The organism is Bacillus horti, assembly GCF_030813115.1.
Classification (GTDB): domain Bacteria; phylum Bacillota; class Bacilli; order Caldalkalibacillales; family JCM-10596; genus Bacillus_CH; species Bacillus_CH horti.
This window is the reverse complement of sequence record NZ_JAUSTY010000005.1, coordinates 116,480-137,410: the sequence shown is the minus strand read 5'-3', so window position 1 is coordinate 137,410 and position 20,931 is coordinate 116,480. Positions and strand designations below refer to the sequence as shown.

The window sequence follows — 20,931 nt, the reverse complement described above, 5'->3', positions numbered from 1 at the left end:
TAAAGAAAAGTGTATTAGGTTCTTAATCATTTATCCACTTTTTTAATTAAGGAGTTCGTTAAGATAAATCGACCTATTTTCCAAAAATCTTCTTGTAATCTGATAATGGTCTGTCTCTTCATATTGGACTAATCGTATAGCTTGATCATCAAAGCTATAAATATCAGCATTAGGATAGCCCAATAAAATAGGGGAATGAGTAGCAATAATGAACTGTGCCTGTTTTTGTAGCTCATGAATAATGCTTAGAAATGTCAGCTGCCTAGCTGGAGATAATGCTGCCTCAGGCTCATCTAGCAAATAGATTCCTTTACGACCAAAGCGATTCATAAACAAAGATAGAAATGCTTCACCGTGAGATTGCTCATGTAAAGAGCTTCCTCCATATGAGTCATACACACTTGGATACTCCTTTGCAATATCATCAATATGATTAGCAAACTGATAAAAGGACTCTGCTCGTAGGAAAAAGCCCTGATTGATCTTAGGTAGCCAGGATAGCCTAATGTAATCTCCTAAATCAGACTCTGAAGAAGCCAGATCATAGACGTTTGACCTGCCTCCCCCAGCAGTATTAAATTGACACTGATACGCTATAGCTTCAAGCAACGTTGATTTTCCAGAACCATTCTCCCCTACAAAAAACGTCACATTACTTTTAATTTCTAATCTACTTAGATTGTTAATAGATGGGATATTAAAAGGATACCGATTCTCTCTCCCCTCAAATTTCTCTTCTAACTTAACGATCTCTTTTAAAGCCACACTGTGCCACCTCCACATTGTTGCGCAAACCGAATCCCCAAAAATATAACGAAAAAGCACGAATTAATTAGTCAAAAGTACGAATCGGAATATACCCCGTCTGCTCCACTAAATACTGCCCCTGAGGAGATAAGATCCAATTAATGAACTCATCTACATGAGGTTTCTTATTATCCTTAACAGTAACAGCATAAAACTCAGCTGCTAAAGGATACTCATCGCTTTTAATCGTCTCCTCGCTTGGAGCCACTCCCTCGATCTTGAGTAAACGCACATCCTCATTTTGTACCATTTCAATAGTAAAGAATCGGAAGGAGTAGCCCAAAGCGTTTCTATAGTTACGGAAGCTTGCCGTCTGCTGAATAATTCCACCCATCCCTGCAATGACATCCTCCTTAGGTGGATTCATAAGCTCTTTACCTTCCATTAACCTCTGTAATGCTGTTTGACTACCGCTATTTTCTGGCCGCTGGAAAGCCCTAATTCTTGCATTCCTTCCCCCAAGCTCACTCCAATTTGTTATTTCTCCCGAGTATATATCTTGGATCTGTTCAATTGTTATATTTTCAACAGGATTTCTTTCGTTGACAAAAAAAACAAATGCCTCTCTTCCTATCGGAGTAAATTCTAGCTCAGCTCTAAACCCTTTGGCATAGTCCAATTGCTCCTTTGAAGGCCCTGCAACAAATATAATATCTGCCTTACCAAGCACCAAATTTCGATACGCCTCTACCGTATTACTACTCATCACCTTACTCTGATACACGTCATATTCCCCTTCAGGATATGTAGCTTGAGCGAATGCGGCATACAGCGGATACAACGCTGTAGCTCCATCAAGTACAGGTAAATTCTGCTCTACACTCCATGTGGCTGGTTCATCAAGCTTAACCGCCTTCGTGCCTTCACTAAAAGGAGCATATTCGTACAAATCTACTCCTTGATCATTTAAGCTAGCTAAACTATTTTGATATCCTTTTACTAGCTCATAGCCCGTTACGGCTAAGGCACAAAGGACAAGAAAGGTAGTCAGAATCATCGTTAGTTTTTTTGGATGAACTAGATTAAATATCCATAAAATAATATACACCACTAACATAAGAGTTACCGCAACAACTAATGGTGTGTAGAACCTTGTTCCTCCTAGTAATTCTGTAAAAATAAAAGCTATAAAACCAATCGTTAAAATAGCTGCTGAAAGAATAATACTTACAATTAGCTTTGTCCATATATTTGCCTTCACCTTTTATAGCCCCACTTTCATTAACTTCACTATCCATCTTATCACTTTTTTACTTCCTTTTTCAGTAACCATTTATGAAAGGGCTCTTAAGCGTTCGTAAGCAAACAAAAAGGAGCTGTTCTAAAGTCATTTAAATGACTTTAGAACAGCTCCCCACTCATGAAATATGGACGATTTTTGGTGTATTGATTTATTTTTGATTGATCTATTTGATCGGCTATTTCACAAGTTTATTTCACAGGTCTACTTGATGATTTATTTGATCAAACTAATTGATAAGTGATCAATTTATTTCATATCTTAAGATAAAATCTCATTATCAACATTATCTATGTTATTTGTGTTAGTCTGTAAGCGAGCTAAAGACTTCTTAGCAGGCCCTTCCATAACATCTCCTGTGTAGGAGAACCTAGAACCATGACAAGGGCAATCCCAGCTTCGCTCTCCTTCATTCCACTCTACTTCACAGCCCATATGTGTGCATGTAGTATCTACAACATAAAGTTCTCCCTCTTCATCACGATAAGCCCCTGCCCTTTTTCCATTAACAGAAACAACCCCACCCTGGCCATGCGCTAGGTTTTCTGCTTTCTCTCGGACGATTTCAAGCTTTCCAGCGATAAGATGCTTGGCTACATCTGCATTCTGAACAGCTAGATTTTTTCCATCGGTAGCCAGATCAAATCTCGTTGGAGAGTACAATTTTTCATATTGATTCTCTCTTTTTAAAATAATGTCCCGTAACAATAAAGCAGATAAAGTACCCTGACTCATTCCCCATTTTCTAAACCCTGTAGCAACATAAATGTGCTCAGATCCACCAGATAACTTACCTATATATGGAATTTTATCTGTAGTGATTAAATCCTGAGCAGACCAGCGATAAGAAATATTACGCAATCCAAACTTTTTCTCCGCAAACTCCTGTAAAGCTTCATAATACTCAATTGTACAAATTCCTTGTCCTGTTTTATGACTTCCTCCACCTATAATAACAAGCTTTTGACCATCTGCTAATGGAGTAGTACGAACGGAGCGCTGAGGGGTATCTACACTAAGATACATGCCTTCTGGAAAATCATTATCTGTTTTGTACGCTAATACGTAGGAACGTTCTGCGTACATCCTAGCAAAATAGAAGCCTAATCCATCATGGAATGGAAAGTGTGAGCAGGAAACCACATGGCTGCAAACGATTTCGTGTTGATCTGCAGTAGTCACCTTTTTATCCACCACGTTCACTTTCTCTACATCCTCAGCCGTTGTGTGCTCATAAATGCTACCGCCATGCTCCAAGATATACTTTACTAGGGTAGCAAGATACTGTAACGGATGGAACTTAGCCTGATTTTTCATCACAAGGCTTCCTTTAAGAGGTACATCTAGAGGCATTTTTTCTACCTCTTCCCCCTGAATTCCAAGTTTCTTATACGCCTCAGCTTCTTTCTTTAATTTGGTTAACCCTTCCTCGGAATTGGTGTAAAGGTAGGCGTCCTGCTCAGAGTAGCCACAATCAATGGAATGATCCTGAATCGTTTGTTTAATGAAATGTATGGCATCCATATTTGCCTGATAATACAGCCTAGCGTTTTCCAAACCAACTTTATTGATCAATTCATCATAGATTACATCATGCTGAGCTGTTATTTTTGCAGTAGTATGTCCAGTTGTCCCATTCAAAATTGTACTTGCCTCAAGCAATATGACACTTAGTCCCTCTTTGACGAGTAAATACGCTGTGGTAATTCCAGCGATTCCTCCACCAACTATAACTGCGTCAGCCTTTTTATTCTCGTTAAGCCTCGGAAAAATTGGAAGCTCTACAGAGTCTCTCCAGTAGGATTCAGGGTATTGAGGTAAAGAGTCATGAGTATGATTCGTTTCTTTATTCATCAGCTTTCCTCCATTTGACGTTTCTGCTAAATAATCTATTCCTATCTCTTAAACTTTCCTATTTCTCCCCATAAAATGTATCTGATCTTTAAGGAATAAAAATTAATCACGAAAAAAACCACGTGCTTGGAGGAGCACGAAGTGTTGAAGTTCGAGTAAATTTGTTGTAACTATCAAATGAGTTAAACTAAGTCCTTATTGGGCTACTTGATAAAGGCTGTAAAAATATTCTTATTGTGTGATCAAATCATCATATGTAAATTTATTCTTTAATATTTTAAGTTTTTTTATAGAAACCCCTAATATTTATTTGTTATTTCTATTCCTCTTTGTATTAGCTGCAAGGATACCACGATAAAATCCAAAGCAAAAGATGAGTAATATCAAAAGGTAGGCTAATACGATCATTGTATAAGGATTTATATTATAAGGATAAATAAATACATATATTCCCTCAACTACTCTTTCAAACAACATGGGATACAAGATGGAAAGGGTTGCTAAAAAGCTATTACTATTCATATCCTTTGGAATAACAATCATCCATATGTACATGGCAAACATCAAGGACCAAATCCAACTTCCCAAAATAAATGCCTTTAACTTACCTATGTTAACCTGGGCAGTTTCATATCCTACCCAAAACCAAAACACGATAAACCCAGAAATAAATAACCATTCCAACGCTTCAACAAATCTTAAGAAAAACGGAAAAAATAAGCAAAGTGTAAAAGCCAAAGGCACTAATGCAAAAAGTTTTACTTTATCGTTTTCCATCTAAGGCTCCTCCATTGTTAAAGTCATCAAAATTAAAATTGTCGAATTGTTTCATTATTCATATCTAAATCTGTACTGTATAAGCTGATTCTCTTTCCCCTTATACATTTCAAAACCAATTCTGCTTATCTCTTGGAAACCTATTTTTTCTAACAATTTTTGCGAACGTATATTTTCTTCATGTGTTTCAGCAGTAAGTATTGTAATTCCTAGATTTTCTGTTGCATAATCCATCATACACCTCGCAGCTGCTGATCCAAATCCACTACCCCAAAGACCTCTCTCACCTATTGCAATGCCTAGTTCGGCTGTGTGATTATTAATTAGTGCTAAGTCTGCGTAGCCTATCAACCTTTCCTTGTATTCAACACCCATTCTCCTAAAATCTTTTGGTTGTCTTTCTACACACTGAATCCACCATTTATGTAGTTCTTCTGAGCTTCTATTTATCTCCCAACCGTTTGCCACACAGAAAACGTCATCTTTACTCCAAGCTAATACCATCTCATAATCTTTAATTTGAAGTGGTCTTATTTTAATAGGATGCTTATCTCCTGAGTCCATTTATCTTCCTCCAAAGAATCGCTGACATCAAATCACCTTTTAATACTACCAAATTCAGGTGCTTTTAACTAGACAAATCTCCTCTGTGTGGACCCCTCTATTTGTTTGAAAATCAATACAAAAGAGACTATGATTAAACTATACTCAACAATCAACATTGACTTGGACTTGTAAAAATACATTTTCAAAGGAGGATACATGTGCATAAGAAATCTGCATTATTACTTGGGGCTAGTGGATTAGTTGGCGAACAACTACTCCAATTATTTCTCAATCATGACAAATATGATCGAGTAGTCATCCTAGTAAGACGAGCTATAGAATACTCACATCCAAAGCTTGAAGAGGTTGTGGTGGATTTTGACCGCCTAGCTGACTATAAGCCTTTATTTGCTGTCGATGATATCTTCTGCTGTTTGGGTACAACCATCAAAGTAGCTGGATCAAGAGAAGCCATGTATCAAATTGATGTTGGATATCCTTTACAGGCAGCCAGGTTAGCTTATGAAATGGGTGCTTCGCAATACCTTATTGTTAGCTCAATTGGGGCAAACGCAAATTCACGCACTTGGTATCTACGGATGAAAGGCGAGCTAGAGGAAGCCTTGAAACAGGTTGGCTTCTCAGCGCTGCATATCTTTCAGCCATCCCTTCTACTAGGAGATAGAAAAGAGCATCGACCTGGAGAAAGCTTTGCTACGAAGCTATATACTCTCTTCTCCTTTTTACTAATCGGTAGGCTGAGTAAATATAAAGGAATTGAAGCGAAGACTGTGGCAAAGGCAATGTATGATCGAGCTCAACAGTCTAGCTCAGGAGAGTATACTTATCAGTCTGATCAAATTCAACAAATTACAGATACAAGCTTAATATAAAATAACATATAGCAGATACTCTATTGATTGCTATTTCCTTGAATGCATTTGAATAATTAATCTACTAGCATAAAAGCTAGATGTTTATCTGCTCAAACGATTGGAGTCCAGCATGATTATAAAAGCACAAGAATACCATGTTAAAGGGATTACGTATACTATCCGTTCAGCCGTATTAGCGGATGCACAAGAATTATCTGACCTGAGGCTACAGATTGATGGTGAAACCGAACACCTAGATAGAGAAAAAGGAGAAGCGTTTATAGATAAAGAAGGCTTCGAACAAATCATTAAAACAGACTCTGAGCTCCCTAGAAACCTATTCCTAGTAGCTGTTGTGAATCAACAGATTGTTGCTTTTTCAAGATGTGAGGGTACGTATCTAAAAAGATTTGTACACAAAACTGAATTTGGCGTAGGAGTTTTACAGGACTTTTGGGGATATGGCATTGGAAAAGAGCTTTTAAACACATCCATCGCATGGGCAGACACAAATGGTATAAAGAAAATGACGTTACAGGTGCTTGAACAAAATGAAAAGGCTCTCTCTTTGTACAAAAAGTTAGGGTTTGAGATTGAAGGTGTTTTGAAGAAGGATAAGCTTCTTTCAGATAATCACTTCTACAACACTGTTATAATGGGAAGGTTTAGATAGATAGTAAGCTTTTAAAGCCTCTAATCCCTAAGAAAAAGGGTCAGAGGCTCTTTCATTTTCGTCTGTTTACCCCATTCTGCTCTCCTTGCTCAACTGTTTCCCTTATTTAAATCCATTTCTTATTGCAGCTCTATTGATCAGCTGATATTTGCTTATTCTCTAAAGCGGGTTGGAATATATTTTTAGTAACATTGATAATTACACGCCTAGGTAAAAAACGTGAAAGCAGCGCCATTACATTGTTATTTATACCCACTATCCTACTGCTCCTATCCTTCTCTACAGCATCAAACGCTGCATTGACAACTTCTATAGGCTCCATTCGCTTACTGTTCAAGCATTCTGTACCCGATACGGCATGGAAGGAGCTTTTAGTCTCCCCCGGACACAATGCTACAATCCGGACCCCACTCTCTCTATATTCTGCCCATAATGCCTCAGTAAAGGATAGTATATAAGCTTTTGTTGCCCCATAGACAGCCATAAAAGGAGTAGGCTGGAACGCTGTCATTGAAGCTACACTAACGATGACACCATCCTTTCGCTCACACATACCGCCAATAAAGAGATGAGTTAATTCTGTTAAGCTACCTATATTCAACTGAATTTCTTGTATCAACCGAGACTGAGGGATATCATTAAATCTTCCTAGAGTACCAAAGCCCGCATTATTAATTAGTATATCTACAGATAATCCAAGATTGGAAACCTCCTGAGCTATTCTTCCGGCAGCATCAAAACGCCCTAAATCCATAGGAATAACTACGGCATTAATAGTGTACATTTCCTCTAGCACCCTTGCCAATTGCTCAAGTCTCTCCTGAGTCCGAGCCACAAGAATTAGGTTACATCCTTTTTTGGCAAGCTCATGAGCAAAAACCTCACCTATCCCAGATGACGCACCCGTTACTAAAGCTGTTTTTTTACGATAATTCCATTTCATTGATACCACTCCTAACATTTAAATTATTAAATGATTAAACATTTAACTATTAAATCCAAAAAGAAAACCTTCCTTCACTAAATGCTCCGGAAAGCCTTACGTTCTACTCTAATGTTTTAGCAGGATCATCCATTAATTCTTCAGCCACTTGAACAATTTTCTTTAATTGTTTAATTACAGAATCCCCCATACTTAACGTATAAAAGACCTCTGTTTTTTCTTTTGTAGAGCTCAATAAACCCGCTTGCTTAAGAATCTTTAAATGATGAGAGATAGCAGGTCTAGATAAAGGTGATTGCTCCACAACCTCCGCGACGTTCATCCGTTTTGCCACCATAAACATCATTAGAATATCCTGTCTCACAGGATCTGCCATCGCTTTGAAAATATCTGTGGAGAGACGTATTTCCCTTATTAGGGCTTCCTTTTTCGCTAATAGATCATTCTCTGAAGCATGGTCCATTTGAAAATCCTTCACTTTCAATCATTCCTTTCGATTAAATAATCAAATATTTAATCATTTAATTTATAATATCATATTTAAATAATAAATCAAGTGAGGTCATGAAAATACCTCTATAATGACCTTATGCAACTTTAGAAGCTTGTTCTTCTTTCTAAAATTTGGTATTTTTTGTAGAGTACAGCTTTATATTTCACCCCTCATCTGTAACGGACAAATTTGACTCTTAGACATCAAAATTTACATGTCCTGATTTCTAACGGTCAAATTCGGCACTTAGAATGCTTCATCCGCTGATTTTGGTTGAATTTAGCGTCTAAGGTGGAATTATGACCATTAGAGTTTTTAAGACCAAAAAGACGCCTCTAGCACCACAACATTCATATGACGATGCACAAAAAAGACGTCCGTCTACCTCAATTTACGGTAAAAGGGACGTCCTTTTATGCCTTCATCACTTGACCCACATTAGTTCAGTGATATCTTGAGTTGGCATCACTTGATCTTGATCAGCTCATCACCTTACAAATATCATTAGAGAACTCAACAGGGTCTTGAATTGGCAAGCCTTCAATCAGTAGGGCTTGATTATATAACAAGCCTGTATACAGATTGATCTTCTCTTTATCATCAGCCTCATGCGCCGCTTTAAGCGCCTGGAAGACATTGTGATTCACATTAATTTCTAGAATTTTATCTGCTTTTACGTCTTGGTTATTTGGCATCGCATTTAAGATCTTTTCCATCTCAATCGTCAGTTCACCTTCACTCGTTAGGCAAACAGGGTGAGTTTTTAGCCTTTTAGAGGCCTTAACCTCTTTAACCTTATTCTCTAGGACAGTCTTCATATATTCGAAAAGCTCCTTGTTATCCTGCTCTTGAGACTCTGTTTGCTTTTCATTTTCATCCGGCTCAATACCTAGATCTCCACTAGATACAGACTTGAATTCCTTCTCTCTGTAGTTCATGATCATCTTAATCGCAAACTCGTCAACCTCTTCAGTAAAGAATAGAATATCATAGCCTTTATCTGCAACAAGCTCCGTTTGAGGAAGCTTTTCCAATCTCTCGTTGGACTCCCCTGATGCGTAATAGATATACTTTTGATCTTCAGGCATATTGGTCACGTAGTCATCTAAAGTAATCAGCTTTTTCTCTTTTGAAGAGTAGAACATCAATAGGTCTTGAAGATCCTCTTTATTCGCACCGTAGTCACTATACACGCCAAATTTAAGCTGTCTACCGAAAGACTCATAGAATTTTTCGTACTTCTCTCTCTCATCCTTTAACAGGCTCTGTAATTGGCTTTTAATTTTGCTTTTAATATTTTTAGCGATCAGCTTTAGCTGTCTGTCATGCTGTAGCATTTCACGAGAGATGTTAAGGGATAGATCCTCAGAATCTACCATCCCTTTCACAAAGCTAAAGTAATCCGGGAGTAAGTCTGAACACTTGTCCATAATAAGAACACCATTAGAATAAAGCTCTAAACCTTTTTCATACTCCTTCGTATAATAATCAAATGGAGTGTTTTCTGGAATAAATAAAATAGCCTTATACACTGCAGCTCCATCCACACTGATATGCATATGAGAAAGAGGTTTATCGAAGCCATAACGCTTTTCCGTGTAGAAGTTTTCGTAATCCTCATCTGTCAGCTCATTTTTGTTTTTACGCCAGATAGGAACCATACTGTTAACAGTTTGTTCTTCCTGATATTCCTCAAATTCGTTCTCTTCCCCTTCCTTAGGCTTTTGAAGAGTCACATCCATTTTGATTGGGTAGCGAATGAAATCTGAGTATTTTTTAATGATCGCTTTAAGGCGATACTCATCAAGATATTCATCATACGTTTCATCTTCTGTGTTCTCTTTTATCTTCAGTTGAATAACCGTTCCAACTGTATCCTTTTCCGTTTCCTTCACCGTGTAGCCATCGGCACCCTTAGATTCCCATTTAAACGCTTCATCACTATCTAACGCCTTACTCACCACAGTGACCACATCTGCCACCATAAAGGCAGAGTAGAAGCCTACTCCAAATTGACCGATAATATTATGGCCATCTTTTGCTTCATTCTCGTTTTTAAAGGCAAAAGAACCACTTTTAGCAATTACGCCTAAGTTATTCTCTAGCTCCTCCTTGGTCATTCCGATTCCTGTATCTTCGATCGTTAATAACCGATTGGTTTTGTCTACCGATATTTTTATGTAATAATCTTCTTTATTAAACACGATCTGTTCATCAGATAGCGCTCTATAATAAATCTTATCAATGGCATCACTAGAGTTCGAGATTAGCTCCCTTAAAAAAATCTCCTTTTGTGTATAGATCGAGTTAATCATCATTTCTAGCAATCGTTTGGATTCAGCCTTAAATTGCTTTTTGGCCATTCGTTAATCTCCTTTCAACATAGAAAATTTGGTTTCACCCCTGCAATAGTGGTGACCTTGTTAAGTTTGTTTCTTTAGGTTATTCTTTCCTCAATTTTAGCACTCTTTAGGTTAGAGTGCTAAACAATTCATCCTTTTTATAACATATACTGAAATTGACTGTCAATATCTAAATCCTTTTAAACTGATTACCTGTGAGCTATAATGTAAGTCTTATACGATTAGCTCAATGAAGTATTTTTTACCCACAATGTTCATTAAAGGAGTTACAGTGCATGAATAAAACATTCAGATTCAAGTGGTGGTATATTCTCATTGTTGTTTGTTTACTAATCGGGATAGCCACCGGTTTATTTTTAAAGCCATATCAAGCAGATTCATTTGCCAATGAACACATGAATAGTCAGGGATCAGTAAATGTGCAGGATAAAGCAAAATGGATTCAGTTTGAACCAGAGAATGCTCAGGAGGAAACAATAATATTTTATCCGGGAGGCCTAGTCGAACCCAAAAGTTACGCTCCACTAGCTATGGGGCTAGCTCAGGAAGGGTATCGCACATACATTGTGAAGATGCCTCTCAACCTAGCCGTGCTTGACGCTGATCGAGCATTAGAAATTATTGAAGAAAATCCAAACAACTCTTACGTGATCGGTGGTCATTCTTTGGGTGGAGTAATGGCCTCAAGATTTACTGTAGATCATCCAGGGGTAATTAGAGGAGCTTTCTTTTTGGCTTCATATCCAGACGCCAATGGGAGTATAAGCAACTTAGACTTACCACTCTCAGCTCTATCCATTACTGGTTCAAAGGACGAAGTTCTGAATCAAGAGGCCTATGAGGAAGCACAGCCCAACTTCCACCCTGCTACGTTGTTTTATGATATTAAAGGGGGAAACCATGCCCAGTTTGGTAGCTATGGTGAACAAAAAGGAGACGGGATAGCCACTATTTCTACTGAAGAGCAGACCGAACTTACTATTCAAAAATTACTAGAGTGGTTAAGAGCTGAACCAGTACAAGAATAATTTTTATATCGAAGCTTTTTTAATTTCGTAATTCAGGCCAAGATCATAAGCCTGATCTAATAGGTCTTCCATATACTCCGTGCTTTTATCTTTAATCGTCTCGAATAAGAATTCAACTTTCGAGTGCTTAATTCCACAATAATCTGCGATTCCAACGTTAAAGTAATGCTGGATCATTTGATCATATTTTCTCTTTTCCAGCTTCTCCTTTGGAGCTCCTACTAGGCTAAGCCACAGTACCTGCTGATGGCTTAGCTTTTTTGGACCATAGGCCACACCGTAATTCCAGACCCGATCAATGTAACCCTTTAACATGGCTGGCATATTCCACCACCATAATGGGAAAATAAATGCTAACGCATCGTGCTTCTCCATCCTCTTAATTTCGTCATCGACCTCAGAAGAAAATTGCTGAATGCTAGCAGACCAATCTGGCTCATCTAGCTCATGAAGTGCTGGGTTGAACCCACTACGATATAAATCTAAAACCTCTACCTCGTGTCCAGCATCTAGCAGGCCTTGTTCAAAACGTTTAGCCACAGCAAACGTAAGAGAATCCCTTCTCGGATGAGTGACCACAGTTAATACTTTCATTAGTTTACAAACCTCATTTCAATAAAATTTTACATGTGTATCCTTTCTTGAATCGGGCTTAATTCTAGGATAATATAAAAATATAGTACAGTAAAATAGATGTTACTGATCATTCGATTCAGAAATACTGCTACATTCACAGTGAAAGGAAGATATCTATGTCAATAGAAACGATGAAAGCCGTTGGACTTTACCGTTACCTACCGATCACGGAAAGTGAAAGCTTAATCGATTTGGAAGTAGATAGGCCCACTGCAACAGGAAGAGACCTCCTTGTTCAGGTAAAAGCAATTTCCGTTAATCCAGTGGATACTAAGGTTCGTGCTCCGAAGGATAGGGTCGAAGAATCACCAAAGATTCTTGGTTGGGATGTAGCAGGAATTGTGAAGGAGACAGGAGCTGATTGTACACTCTTTCAGCCTGGTGATGAGGTCTATTATGCAGGAAGCATTACTCGTCAAGGGGGAAACAGTGATTTTCACCTTGTGGATGAACGCATTGTCGGTAAGAAACCAAAAAGTGTTGATTTTGCCGAGGCAGCAGCTCTTCCTCTAACAGCCATTACAGCGTGGGAAGGAATATATGATCGCCTAGGTGTAGCTAAGGATCCAGAGGCAAATCGGAACAAGACGATCCTTCATATAGGAGCAGCCGGTGGTGTAGGCTCCATCGCTACTCAGCTTAGTAAACTAGCAGGCTTAACCGTTATTGGAACGGCCTCACGATCAGAGACCGTCGATTGGGTCAAACAACAGGGTGCTGATTATACAATCAACCATCATGAAGAGTTTCTCCCTCAGCTACAAAAGCTTGGCTTTGAAACGGTTGATTACATCTTCTGCTTAAACAACACAGATCAGCACTGGGAAAACATGGCTACTACCATTGCACCACAGGGTACTATCTGTTCTATTGTAGAGACAGCTAACCCTGTTAACCTAGGTCTTTTGAAAAATAAGAGTGCATCATTTGTTTGGGAGTTCATGTTTACTAGAGCCATGTACGAAACAGAGGATATGATTGAACAGCATCATCTACTAAATGAGCTTGCAATTTTAGTAGACTCTAATAAAATCAAAAGCACTTTGACGGAGACTATGTCTCCTATCCATGCCGAGAATCTACGTTTGGCTCATGAAAAATTAGAGTCTGGTAAGATGATCGGTAAACTCGTTTTAACAAACAATTAAATTCGAATTCACAACGAAAGCCAGGGGCTTATATCTAAGGATTAAGCTTATCTGGCTTCTTTCATTTATAGAGAATTAAAGCATCGGTAAACGCCCTTGCTTTTAACCGATTATTTTTTGTATGATCTTCTGCCGATTCGGAGAAACTAATTTCAACTAGAGCTAAGGAGGCTTGTACCTTATCATGGACACTTCACTATCCTACGGAAAAGACTATCATTTTTTGCCCATCACCTCTGTCCAAAGTGGAAAAGGTCATGAGGTTTCATCTGACCTGTATTGCTACACCATTCAAATTGTAAATATTGTTTTTATTGGTACAAAGGATAATTGGGTCCTAGTAGATGCTGGTATGCCAAAATCTGCTCCAGACATTATTTCTACTGCTGAAAAACGCTTTGGTAATAGCAAGCCGAAATGTATCATTCTAACTCATGGACATTTTGATCATGTTGGAGCTATCATTGAACTTATTAAGCATTGGGACATTCCAGTCTATGCTCATGAGTTAGAACTACCTTATCTGACTGGAAAACAGAGCTACCCTAATCCAGACCCTTCCGTTGAAGGTGGGCTCTTAGCAAAAACGTCCTTTCTTTATCCCATTGAACCCATCACATTGGGAAGCTACGTACACCCTCTTCCAGCCAATGGAACCATTCCTTTATTAACTGATTGGCGCTGGATCCACACACCAGGACATACCCGGGGTCACATCTCCTTGTTCCGCGAAAAGGATCACGCCTTGATCGCTGGAGATGCATTCATCAATGTTAAACAAGATTCTCTTTATAAAGTTCTTACTCAAACTGAGGAGATCAGCGGACCTCCAAGATATCTAACCACAGATTGGAAAAAAGCTAAACAATCCGTTCTCATGCTTCAATCCTTACAGCCGCACATTGCCATAACTGGTCATGGTCTTCCCTTATCAGGTGTAGACTTATCCGGGCAACTTGATAATCTTGTTGCTCATTTCGATGAACATGCTATTCCTGACTATGGAAAATATTTAGAGCATTAGGCCACAGACTTCACCTTTAGTGCTATTTAGCTTCACCTATAGGCCCCCTCAATAGCAGTAACTACTATCTAACATCACATTGAACGTTAAATATATTTCCATTTAGGTCATAAAAGTTAAGAAATTTATTTCCTCCTCCATCATTCTCTATATCCTCTACCTGAACACCTTTTCGCACTAAATCATTATGTAGCTGTTCAATATTTTCTGTCTGAAAGCCAATTACATTATGTGGCTTTCCTTGCACTGTAAAATTTGCATTTGTCTCATCAGTCGTTTCAACTAAGAAAAGCATTTGACCTGATTGAAGATTAAATTGTGCTAGGTTCTCCTCTTTACTGTAAAAAATAAATTCTAAGCCTAGTATTTCTTTATACCATTCAATCGACTTGTTCATATCCTTTACTGGTATCTCATTATAAAGTATCTTTTGAAGCAATGAGTGTCCCTCCTTCCCTATCAATTTCAAAGATACTCAGATTATACCAAATTTTAATGAAAATTGTGGATAGTAATTCGTGAATGGTAATCAGTAAAATTAATCGTAAATATGATCATACATATAGATCATTTACATTACTGTTTATAGTAAGGATACTCAATTGTAGTTGAAGTTATTTTTGCTGCTTCCTCACCTATTAATTTCCCTACGATATATAGAGACATATCGATACCAGCAGCAACACCAGCGGACGTCATAACGTTTCCGTTGTCGACAAATCGTACCCCTCTTATCACTTCAATATTCCTATATTTTTCTTCTAGGTAGTCCAAAGCAAAGGCGTTTGTCGTTGCTTTATATCCATCTAAGATTCCGCTCTCCGCTAAGAACAAAGCTCCCGTGCATACTGAAGCCACGATAACCCCTGTCTTTTGCTGACTTGCTATCCAATTCAATAGCGCTTTATTCTTCACCCCTTTTTTTATAGCCATCAATGGACCACCAGGTACAATCAATAGATCTAGCTCTACACCTAAGCTTTGAAAGCTGTAGTCCGGTAGAAGCTTCAGTCCATTATGTGTCGTTACAAGCTCTCCAGTTTCTGAAATGGTTTTTACAACAAAAGGCTTATCCTCTAGCTTGATCGTATTCATTAATAACTCACTAACCTGACTTTTTTCCCGCACGGTTAATGAAAATACTTCAAATGGCCCTGAATAATCTAATACATCCACATGATCAAAAAGTAAAATTCCCACATTCCATTGCTTTTTCATATTATCCATATAAACGCTCCTCTATGAGACCGATTGGTCTTTTTTATGCAAAAAAATTACTGCTTGATGCAGCAAGAAATATATTGTTTAAGCTGGTTAAAATATTTCATGATATACTCATCTTTTCGATAGAGCTGTCCCATCATCACACTTCCTTCGAAAGCTGAAGTAAGAAAAATGGACACTTCCTGTACATCTAAATCTGCTCTAAATTCCTTAGCTTCAGCACCTTCCTTGAGGATGGACTGAATAAAGGCTAACCAATCGTTCATAGCTTCTTGTGCTCTCTGATTCAATAGGGGATGAGTATCATCCGTATCAATGGCCGTGTTAAGTAAAGGACAGCCTCCCTCCAACGGGGGATTCTGTGTAATGTTCAAATATACCGATAAAACAGACAGTAACTTCTCTTCTGCTGTATGCTTATCCTTTATAGCGGCACGATATGTCCTGCGCAGCACCTCAACAGAGTGATTAAACGCCTCTACAGCAAGCTCATCTTTATTTTGAAAGTGACGATAGATTCCTCCCTTCTTTAATCCTGTAGCATTCATAATATCGGACATAGATGAGCCAGAGAAGCCTTGTCTATTAAAAAGCGTTGCAGATTTTTGGATAATCATGTTTCTTGTATCTACTCCTCGTCCCACCTAATCTCCTCCTATCATTAAAGACCGTTCGGTCTCTTTTTAGTATATGAATTAAGTATTGTCTCGTCAAGTCCTCAATTGCTAGCCAAGCTTCTCTTGGACTTCTTTAAATTTTGCAATCTCCTCTTCTAATCGTCTTTTCACGTGGGCTAAAGTATCCATTTGTTGATTAATTTCTTTTAGCTTTTTTTCGTATACTTCAAGCATTTCCGAGCATAGCTCATCCATTTCTAACTCCGGACAATAATCTGTACAGCTTATCATTTCTTCAATCTGGTCCGTATTTAGCCCTAATCCTAGATAAATTTGAATTGTTTTGACACGCTCGACGTCTGATTCCTGAAAAAGCCTATAACCGTTTTCTAGCCGCTTGGCAGTAAGTAAATTCTTTTTTTCATAATGTCGAATAGACCTAGCACTAACACCTGTTTTCTCTGCTAATTGACTGATCTTCAATGCGCGTTCCCCTCCCATACATTTTTTTCCGTTCTTTCTTCTAACCTATATAAATTCTATTATAAACTATGACATCAATGATAAGGTCAAGAGAAAATGAACAACCAGAATAAATGTTATAGCTAAGAATTTTTAATTGATATTTACAAATGCTATTGACCTTAACGCTAGTGTCAGGGTTTATAATCCTTTTTGAACAGACAATGATTATGAAGGAGACTAAATTCAATGGGTAAAGAAATCAAGATAAATAAAGCTGGAGATATAAATAAAAGCAGCGGTCGTACACCAGTGACTGTCATCGGTTTGGGACTTATGGGGCAAGCGCTGGCATCAGCATTGTTGAATAATAATCACCCGACAACCGTTTGGAACCGCTCGCCTGAGAAAGCAAACAACCTTGTCGAGATGGGAGCAATTCGTGCAAAAACAATCTCTGAAGCTGTGGCCGCAAACTCGGTGGTATCATCTGCCTGTCTACTTATGAAGTCATGAGTGAACTTTTGGCTCCCCTGAAAATGACTCTTAACGGCAGAGTATTTATTAATCTTACCTCTGGAACTCCAAACGACGCCCGAAAAGCCGCACAGTGGGTCGAGTCTATGGGTGCCGACTATCTCGATGGAGCGATCATGGGAGTTCCGCAAATGATTGGAATGTCCGAAGCCCTACTTTTTTATGGCGGTTCACCAAAGCTATTCGAGGCATATGAGCCTTTATTGAAGGTGTTTGGCGGCAACACAGTTTTCCTTAGTGATGATCCCGGTATCCCGCTGCTATATGACATGGCACTCCTCACTATTCTTTACGGAGCTGGGGAGGGCCTGCTGCACGCGCATGCGATGGTAAGCACGGCGAACATTCCCGCTTCTCAGTTTCAGCCCTATGTGGCGGAATGGCTCACCAACGTTATTGTCCCGTCCTATGCGTCTCTTGATGCCGTACGTGCCATAGAAACGGGTGAATATGCGACGGACGTTTCGAATACCAAAACCAATCAACTGGCTCTTGGTCATATTATAAAGGCAAGTAAGGAACTAGACATTCCTGTGGAATGGTTGAAGCCTAGTAAGGCTGTATTGGATCAATTGGTGGACGAGGGCTATAGCAACGATGATCCAATACGTGCTTTTGAGATCATCAGTCCTGTACGGAGGAAGAAGCATAAGTAATTGATGAGATATCAGTAAAGGTTGCCGATCGATTGGCAACCTTTGGTATATGTAAGCAGTTAAATACGATACCCCAAAGCCTTAGCCAGCTTAGCTAAGCTGCCTAACACCACTTTCTGTAAGAAACGAGGAGGACCAGCCATATAACCGTCGATGTACTCCCACGCTACTCCTAACCACAGAGGGTTTTTGGGAATACCTTTTGAAGTCATCTTTCCTTCACATTCCAGCTTATGTACTAGGGCGAACATTTTCCAATGTAGGCCTGGTGGGCGAATTTCATGAACAGCAATTAAAAGCTCATCACTAATATTCCAAAATTGATGAACCTGGTTAGGCTGAACCGTAATCTTTTCTCCTGCCTGTACAATCGTTTCCTTCCCATCGACCAAAAATCTCATCTTCCCCTGCTTAACCTCAAAGCTTTCCTTTAGTACTGGATGAAAATGGGGACCGTTAATAGCCCCTGGCTTAGTCATATGGTGCTCAACAGTAATATAATCGCCTTCATCGTCTTCGCCACTACCTACAAAAATAACCTTGCGGCCATCAGGATGAACGAGTTCCGTTCCAATTTTAACTTTCTTTGCTTCCTCGTTTGCTATTTTCATTTTGCTATCCATTTCTCTCCTACCTCCTCTTAACCATTTTTTCATCTGTGATAAATGTTACATATGGATTCGCTTTCATTTTATATTTTATTTGTCTGTTGATCTATAAAGAAAAGTGAATTTTATATGTCACTTTAAACATACTCTTATACATGCTGCTTTGCAACGTAGCTCTATATATTCTGCATAGTGCTAAGCAAAGCAGAACGCTTGAAATTGGATCTGTTTATGTTTAAACTAATGGGTATTAGTGTGATTTCAATACTTAAAGAAAGATGATTTGCCTATAATAGAAGTACCGCACACTTGCAAAAATCCAATTCCAAAAGGAGACATGCTACATGAATTTCGTAACTCTTAACAATGGATTAAAAATGCCTCAGCTAGGCTATGGGGTTTGGCAGGTCAAGGATGACGAAGCTACACCAGCCGTGGCAAAAGCACTAGAAGTCGGTTACACATCTATTGATACAGCAATGGTTTATCAAAATGAAGCTGGAGTTGGAAAAGCCATTAGAGAATCTGGTATTCCACGAGAAGAGCTCTTTATTACCACCAAAGTATGGAACGCTGATCAAGGCTATGAAAATACATTACGGGCATACGATGAAAGTCTTGAAAGATTAGGTCTGGATTATGTTGATCTATATCTTATTCACTGGCCAACACCTGAGTTTAACCAGTATATTGATACGTATAAAGCGATGGAAAAGCTTTATCATGACGGTCGGGTTAAAGCAATTGGTGTATGTAATTTTAATATTGATCATTTAGAGCGACTTCTAAATGAATGTGATGTAAAGCCTGTCTTAAACCAGATTGAATGTCACCCTTACTTTTCCCGCTCTGATATCAAAGCATTTTGTGCAAAGCATGATATTTTTGTAGAAGCATGGAGTCCTCTTGATCAAGGAAGTGACCTTCTACAGGATGACGTTGTAGTGAAAATTGCTGAAGAGCATGGCAAAACTGCCGCACAGGTCGTCTTAAGATGGCACCTACAGAATAATAGCATTGTGATTCCTAAATCTGTTACTCCATCTCGTATTGAAGAGAATTTTAATGTGTTTGATTTCGAATTAACTCCTGAGGAGATGACAAAGATTCACAGCTTGAACCGCAATCAGCGTAGAGGACCAGATCCAGCGGTAATGAACAGGCGTTAATCTATTGAGTTGATAAGCACAGATAGATCCGCACCCTTCATGTTAGTCGTAACTAACACTGAGGGGTGTTTTTTTGTCTACGTTAAGGCTTGCGCTGTTTCGACCTTAATGTAAATTAACATTTTAGGTAGGATTCTAAAAATGAGTTGCATCAAATACAAAGACATTGTGTAACAAGGATTTATTTATATAATTAGTCAACTTATATATTTGCTCTAACGTCTAATAACGTAAAGGGGTGATTACATGAATAAATACTTATGTTCGCTACTCTGCATGGTAGTCGGTTTAATGCTTTTTTCAGGATGCGGTAGTTTAAGCAATAGCCATCCAACCCCAACTGAGGGAACTGATTGGGAGCCTACAATTTATGAAACTGTCAACAATTTGGATGGAGTAACTATGTCTGCGAAAGAAGAAACTGTATCATCTACTGGATTGACAGTAGCATTTAAGAATAACTCCGACAAACAATGCATCTATGGTGATGATTTTCTATTAGAAAAGGAAATAGATGGAGGATGGTATCAAGTTCCTATCGCACTAGCTGATAATTACGGATTCAATGATATAGGCTATGACTTAGCTAATTCGGACGTTAGGGAATGGACAGTTGATTGGGGTTGGCTCTATGGAAAGCTGGATACTGGCGAATACCGAATAGTGAAATCTATATTGGATTTTAGAAGCGCAAGAAACTATGATAAATGCCATTTAACAGCAGAGTTTACAATTGAATAACCAAACAAAACTAACACAAATCTAAAGTTGTAAAGCAGATTACTCAACAAAGGTTATAGAATAATGCATTTAACAAACGCTCATTCTACTATAAAAAACCAGCCATTGACATTTATTTTATTGACGTTTATAATTTAATATATATCCTAAAAGTTATATGTTGGGAGAATAAGTAAATGAAAGATTTATACCGAGTCATGAATGACCCCATTAGACGCTCCATTTTAAAAATGCTTGCTGTTTCCGAGAAAACACAATCAGATCTTGTAGCGCAATTCTCCATCACACAGCCAGCATTAACCAAGCATTTAAAAATCTTAAAAGAGGAGGGCTTTATTGATGAAAAACGAATAGGCAGGCAATGCTTTTATAGTCTAAACAAAGTGAACTTTGAAGCGAGCTACCACGTTGCCCGTCAGGAGATCGAGCAAATTCTAGATCATAAGCTTCATAGTCTGAAAAGCTACGCTGAACAGGTAGAAAAACAAAAAAATAAAAAATGACAAAGGA

At 38.5% G+C, this 20,931-nt stretch carries 24 protein-coding genes; 10 read left to right on the top strand and 14 right to left on the bottom strand.

The features are described 5' to 3' along the window. Positions 1-42: 42 nt before the first annotated feature. The 5 genes from J2S11_RS07355 to J2S11_RS07335 form a co-directional block, all read right to left on the bottom strand. The gene (locus tag J2S11_RS07355) at positions 43-765 is read right to left on the bottom strand and encodes an AAA family ATPase (protein ID WP_307392865.1); all 723 of its coding nucleotides are present in this window, start codon (positions 763-765) and stop codon (positions 43-45) included. A gap of 67 nt (positions 766-832) precedes the next feature. Continuing rightward, positions 833-2,008, bottom strand: coding sequence for a PstS family phosphate ABC transporter substrate-binding protein (locus J2S11_RS07350; RefSeq protein ID WP_307392863.1), 1,176 nt, complete (start codon positions 2,006-2,008; stop codon positions 833-835). A 300-nt stretch (positions 2,009-2,308) separates the two neighbouring features. Further along, on the bottom strand, positions 2,309-3,901 hold the full coding sequence (locus tag J2S11_RS07345) for an FAD-dependent oxidoreductase (protein WP_307392861.1): 1,593 nt from the start codon (positions 3,899-3,901) through the stop codon (positions 2,309-2,311). A gap of 306 nt (positions 3,902-4,207) precedes the next feature. Next, a complete protein-coding gene (locus J2S11_RS07340) occupies positions 4,208-4,678 on the bottom strand; it encodes a hypothetical protein (protein WP_307392860.1) in 471 nt (156 codons plus the stop codon). Positions 4,679-4,732: 54 nt separating this feature from the next. Further along, complete coding sequence (locus J2S11_RS07335; protein ID WP_307392858.1) at positions 4,733-5,242, bottom strand: GNAT family N-acetyltransferase; 510 nt, start codon at positions 5,240-5,242, stop codon at positions 4,733-4,735. A gap of 200 nt (positions 5,243-5,442) precedes the next feature. Here J2S11_RS07335 and J2S11_RS07330 point away from each other — a divergent pair, with 200 nt between their 5' ends. Together J2S11_RS07330 and J2S11_RS07325 are read left to right on the top strand one after the other, a co-directional pair. Continuing rightward, a complete protein-coding gene (locus J2S11_RS07330) occupies positions 5,443-6,117 on the top strand; it encodes an oxidoreductase (protein WP_307392856.1) in 675 nt (224 codons plus the stop codon). 112 nt (positions 6,118-6,229) lie between these two features. Then, positions 6,230-6,772 carry a GNAT family N-acetyltransferase gene (locus tag J2S11_RS07325; protein WP_307392854.1) on the top strand — a complete coding sequence of 181 codons (543 nt, stop codon included), beginning with the start codon at positions 6,230-6,232 and terminating at the stop codon, positions 6,770-6,772. A gap of 130 nt (positions 6,773-6,902) precedes the next feature. Here J2S11_RS07325 and J2S11_RS07320 read toward each other — a convergent pair whose 3' ends face one another. The 3 genes from J2S11_RS07320 to htpG form a co-directional block, all read right to left on the bottom strand. Next, on the bottom strand, positions 6,903-7,715 hold the full coding sequence (locus J2S11_RS07320) for an SDR family NAD(P)-dependent oxidoreductase (protein ID WP_307392852.1): 813 nt from the start codon (positions 7,713-7,715) through the stop codon (positions 6,903-6,905). A gap of 103 nt (positions 7,716-7,818) precedes the next feature. After that, positions 7,819-8,193: an ArsR/SmtB family transcription factor gene (locus tag J2S11_RS07315; RefSeq protein ID WP_307392850.1), complete on the bottom strand. Its 375-nt coding sequence runs from the start codon at positions 8,191-8,193 to the stop codon at positions 7,819-7,821. Positions 8,194-8,687: 494 nt separating this feature from the next. Continuing rightward, a complete protein-coding gene (htpG, locus tag J2S11_RS07310) occupies positions 8,688-10,571 on the bottom strand; it encodes a molecular chaperone HtpG (RefSeq protein WP_307392848.1) in 1,884 nt (627 codons plus the stop codon). Between the two features lie 275 nt (positions 10,572-10,846). Here htpG and J2S11_RS07305 point away from each other — a divergent pair, with 275 nt between their 5' ends. Then, positions 10,847-11,599, top strand: a complete 753-nt coding sequence (locus tag J2S11_RS07305; RefSeq protein WP_307392846.1) for an alpha/beta hydrolase — start codon at positions 10,847-10,849, stop codon at positions 11,597-11,599. Between the two features lie 3 nt (positions 11,600-11,602). Here the strand turns inward: J2S11_RS07305 and J2S11_RS07300 are convergent, their stop codons facing one another. Beyond that, positions 11,603-12,193: an NAD(P)H oxidoreductase gene (locus J2S11_RS07300; protein WP_307392844.1), complete on the bottom strand. Its 591-nt coding sequence runs from the start codon at positions 12,191-12,193 to the stop codon at positions 11,603-11,605. A gap of 158 nt (positions 12,194-12,351) precedes the next feature. Between J2S11_RS07300 and J2S11_RS07295 the strand changes: the two genes are divergently transcribed. Then, positions 12,352-13,383, top strand: a complete 1,032-nt coding sequence (locus J2S11_RS07295) for a zinc-binding alcohol dehydrogenase family protein (protein ID WP_307392842.1) — start codon at positions 12,352-12,354, stop codon at positions 13,381-13,383. A 184-nt stretch (positions 13,384-13,567) separates the two neighbouring features. Next, positions 13,568-14,407 carry an MBL fold metallo-hydrolase gene (locus tag J2S11_RS07290; protein WP_307392840.1) on the top strand — a complete coding sequence of 280 codons (840 nt, stop codon included), beginning with the start codon at positions 13,568-13,570 and terminating at the stop codon, positions 14,405-14,407. A 64-nt stretch (positions 14,408-14,471) separates the two neighbouring features. Here the strand turns inward: J2S11_RS07290 and J2S11_RS07285 are convergent, their stop codons facing one another. The 4 genes from J2S11_RS07285 to J2S11_RS07270 form a co-directional block, all read right to left on the bottom strand. Further along, complete coding sequence (locus J2S11_RS07285; protein ID WP_307392838.1) at positions 14,472-14,846, bottom strand: VOC family protein; 375 nt, start codon at positions 14,844-14,846, stop codon at positions 14,472-14,474. 137 nt (positions 14,847-14,983) lie between these two features. Continuing rightward, positions 14,984-15,634 carry a DJ-1/PfpI family protein gene (locus J2S11_RS07280; RefSeq protein ID WP_307392836.1) on the bottom strand — a complete coding sequence of 217 codons (651 nt, stop codon included), beginning with the start codon at positions 15,632-15,634 and terminating at the stop codon, positions 14,984-14,986. Between the two features lie 47 nt (positions 15,635-15,681). Further along, positions 15,682-16,275, bottom strand: a complete 594-nt coding sequence (locus tag J2S11_RS07275; protein WP_307392835.1) for a TetR/AcrR family transcriptional regulator — start codon at positions 16,273-16,275, stop codon at positions 15,682-15,684. Positions 16,276-16,356: 81 nt separating this feature from the next. Beyond that, complete coding sequence (locus J2S11_RS07270) at positions 16,357-16,731, bottom strand: MerR family transcriptional regulator (protein ID WP_307392832.1); 375 nt, start codon at positions 16,729-16,731, stop codon at positions 16,357-16,359. Positions 16,732-16,959: 228 nt separating this feature from the next. On the opposite strand from J2S11_RS07270, the gene J2S11_RS07265 reads away from it, so the two are divergent. Next, positions 16,960-17,226, top strand: coding sequence for an NAD(P)-binding domain-containing protein (locus J2S11_RS07265; RefSeq protein WP_307392830.1), 267 nt, complete (start codon positions 16,960-16,962; stop codon positions 17,224-17,226). Continuing rightward, complete coding sequence (locus J2S11_RS07260) at positions 17,223-17,903, top strand: imine reductase family protein (RefSeq protein WP_307392827.1); 681 nt, start codon at positions 17,223-17,225, stop codon at positions 17,901-17,903. Before J2S11_RS07265 ends, J2S11_RS07260 begins: the two co-directional genes overlap by 4 nt. 59 nt (positions 17,904-17,962) lie before the next feature. Here the strand turns inward: J2S11_RS07260 and J2S11_RS07255 are convergent, their stop codons facing one another. After that, positions 17,963-18,526, bottom strand: a complete 564-nt coding sequence (locus tag J2S11_RS07255; protein WP_307392826.1) for a cupin domain-containing protein — start codon at positions 18,524-18,526, stop codon at positions 17,963-17,965. A gap of 329 nt (positions 18,527-18,855) precedes the next feature. Here J2S11_RS07255 and J2S11_RS07250 point away from each other — a divergent pair, with 329 nt between their 5' ends. The 3 genes from J2S11_RS07250 to J2S11_RS07240 all read left to right on the top strand — a co-directional run bounded on the left by J2S11_RS07250 (position 18,856) and on the right by J2S11_RS07240 (position 20,924). Continuing rightward, the gene (locus tag J2S11_RS07250; protein WP_307392823.1) at positions 18,856-19,680 is read left to right on the top strand and encodes an aldo/keto reductase; all 825 of its coding nucleotides are present in this window, start codon (positions 18,856-18,858) and stop codon (positions 19,678-19,680) included. Between the two features lie 246 nt (positions 19,681-19,926). Continuing rightward, positions 19,927-20,421 (top strand): immunoglobulin-like domain-containing protein, encoded by a 495-nt coding sequence (locus J2S11_RS07245; RefSeq protein WP_307392821.1) that lies wholly within the window; start codon positions 19,927-19,929, stop codon positions 20,419-20,421. 176 nt (positions 20,422-20,597) lie between these two features. Beyond that, positions 20,598-20,924 carry an ArsR/SmtB family transcription factor gene (locus J2S11_RS07240; protein ID WP_307392819.1) on the top strand — a complete coding sequence of 109 codons (327 nt, stop codon included), beginning with the start codon at positions 20,598-20,600 and terminating at the stop codon, positions 20,922-20,924. The last annotated feature ends 7 nt before the right edge of the window (positions 20,925-20,931 follow it).

What these genes read in the sequence shown, in the direction of transcription:
- J2S11_RS07260 (WP_307392827.1), top strand. Translation starts at nt 17,223, where the DNA reads ATGAGTGAACTTTTGGCTCCCCTGAAAATGACTCTTAACGGCAGAGTA.
- J2S11_RS07250 (WP_307392823.1), top strand. Translation starts at nt 18,856, where the DNA reads ATGAATTTCGTAACTCTTAACAATGGATTAAAAATGCCTCAGCTAGGC.
- htpG (WP_307392848.1), bottom strand. Translation starts at nt 10,571, where the DNA reads ATGGCCAAAAAGCAATTTAAGGCTGAATCCAAACGATTGCTAGAAATG.
- J2S11_RS07245 (WP_307392821.1), top strand. Translation starts at nt 19,927, where the DNA reads ATGAATAAATACTTATGTTCGCTACTCTGCATGGTAGTCGGTTTAATG.
- J2S11_RS07300 (WP_307392844.1), bottom strand. Translation starts at nt 12,193, where the DNA reads ATGAAAGTATTAACTGTGGTCACTCATCCGAGAAGGGATTCTCTTACG.
- J2S11_RS07280 (WP_307392836.1), bottom strand. Translation starts at nt 15,634, where the DNA reads ATGGATAATATGAAAAAGCAATGGAATGTGGGAATTTTACTTTTTGAT.
- J2S11_RS07295 (WP_307392842.1), top strand. Translation starts at nt 12,352, where the DNA reads ATGTCAATAGAAACGATGAAAGCCGTTGGACTTTACCGTTACCTACCG.
- J2S11_RS07240 (WP_307392819.1), top strand. Translation starts at nt 20,598, where the DNA reads ATGAAAGATTTATACCGAGTCATGAATGACCCCATTAGACGCTCCATT.
- J2S11_RS07290 (WP_307392840.1), top strand. Translation starts at nt 13,568, where the DNA reads ATGGACACTTCACTATCCTACGGAAAAGACTATCATTTTTTGCCCATC.
- J2S11_RS07305 (WP_307392846.1), top strand. Translation starts at nt 10,847, where the DNA reads ATGAATAAAACATTCAGATTCAAGTGGTGGTATATTCTCATTGTTGTT.
- J2S11_RS07345 (WP_307392861.1), bottom strand. Translation starts at nt 3,901, where the DNA reads ATGAATAAAGAAACGAATCATACTCATGACTCTTTACCTCAATACCCT.
- J2S11_RS07340 (WP_307392860.1), bottom strand. Translation starts at nt 4,678, where the DNA reads ATGGAAAACGATAAAGTAAAACTTTTTGCATTAGTGCCTTTGGCTTTT.
- J2S11_RS07255 (WP_307392826.1), bottom strand. Translation starts at nt 18,526, where the DNA reads ATGGATAGCAAAATGAAAATAGCAAACGAGGAAGCAAAGAAAGTTAAA.
- J2S11_RS07320 (WP_307392852.1), bottom strand. Translation starts at nt 7,715, where the DNA reads ATGAAATGGAATTATCGTAAAAAAACAGCTTTAGTAACGGGTGCGTCA.
- J2S11_RS07325 (WP_307392854.1), top strand. Translation starts at nt 6,230, where the DNA reads ATGATTATAAAAGCACAAGAATACCATGTTAAAGGGATTACGTATACT.
- J2S11_RS07335 (WP_307392858.1), bottom strand. Translation starts at nt 5,242, where the DNA reads ATGGACTCAGGAGATAAGCATCCTATTAAAATAAGACCACTTCAAATT.
- J2S11_RS07265 (WP_307392830.1), top strand. Translation starts at nt 16,960, where the DNA reads ATGGGTAAAGAAATCAAGATAAATAAAGCTGGAGATATAAATAAAAGC.